We start from the raw sequence: 651 nt of genomic DNA, 5'->3' as shown, positions 1-651 counted from the left end.
GACGGCAAGTTGAAGAAATCCCGACATGAATAGGACTACTTATGCCGCCAACGAATAGAACTGTTCGGCGAAAGTTTCTCGGGCGCCGTTGCCTTCCATCTGCCCCTTGGCGATCATGTGAGCCACCTCGATTCCACCAAGCAGGATGCGTGCACACCGGAAATTCTTGAACCCGAGCATGGGGCGGGTACGCCGCTTGATCGCGTGGTGGTCCTGTTCGATTATATTGTTCAAGTACTTCGTCTGCCGGATCTTGATGGGCGTTTGGCGCTCGGCGTTGATGGCTTCCAGCGCAGCCATATTGGCGCCGCTTTTGTCGATCGTCACCGTCTCGGGTTCGCCATTCTGGGCGATCGATTTTTCGAAATAGCGCCGTGCCGCCGTCTTATCCCGATGGGCCCGCAGCAGAAAGTCGATGGTGTTGCCGGCCTTGTCGACGGCGCGATACAGGTATTTCCATTCGCCCGTGACCTTAATGTAGGTCTCATCGACGCGCCAGCTCTTGCCGACGGGGCGTTTGTGGCGGCGAAACGCTTTCTCCAGCACCGGCAGCAGCTTGAGGGCCCAGCGATGCACGGTTGAATGATTCACCGAGATGCCTCGTTCCGCCATCATTTCTTCCAGGTTTCGCAGGCTTAGCGCATAAGACAC

At 57.0% G+C, this 651-nt stretch carries 1 protein-coding gene; it reads right to left on the bottom strand.

What is annotated here, in order from left to right:
* Window positions 1-39 precede the first annotated feature (39 nt).
* A partial coding sequence (locus PQR02_RS40700) for an IS6 family transposase (RefSeq protein ID WP_408243432.1) occupies window positions 40-651 on the bottom strand: 612 nt, incomplete at its 5' end.

The organism is Paraburkholderia sediminicola (assembly GCF_046026895.1).
Lineage (GTDB): Bacteria > Pseudomonadota > Gammaproteobacteria > Burkholderiales > Burkholderiaceae > Paraburkholderia > Paraburkholderia sediminicola_C.
Note: the sequence above shows the minus strand (reverse complement) of the source record. Positions and strands in the feature narration are given on the sequence as shown.